General features: G+C 63.6%; 1 protein-coding gene. It reads right to left on the bottom strand.

The features are described 5' to 3' along the window. Positions 1-354, bottom strand: a 354-nt coding sequence (locus KH400_RS30245) for a hypothetical protein (protein ID WP_217228535.1), incomplete at both ends; no start/stop codon positions are given.

Consider the following 354-nt stretch of genomic DNA (forward strand, 5'->3'; position numbering starts at 1 on the left):
CTTCCCCCCTCCTTTCCCTTCCCTTCCTCCCTCCCTCCCCCTTTTCCCCCCTTCTCTTCCCCCTCCCCTCCCCCCTTCCTCCTCCCTTCCTCTTCTTTCCTTTCCCCCCCTCTCCCCCCTCCTCCCTCCTCTCTCTCCCCCTCTCTTCCCTCCCTTCCCTTTCCTTCCTTTCCTTCCCCTCCTCTCCCCTCCCCTCTCTCTTCTTCCCTTCCCTCCTCTCCCTCCCTTTCCCTTTTCCTCCCCCTTCTTCCCTCTTTCCTCCCTTCCTCCCCTTTCCCCCTCCCCCCCCTCCCCCTCCCCTTCCCTCTTCCTCCCCCTCTCCCCTCCTCTCTCTTCCTCCCCTTCTCCCCTCTT

Source organism: Desertibacillus haloalkaliphilus (assembly GCF_019039105.1).
Taxonomy (GTDB): domain Bacteria; phylum Bacillota; class Bacilli; order Bacillales; family KJ1-10-99; genus Desertibacillus; species Desertibacillus haloalkaliphilus.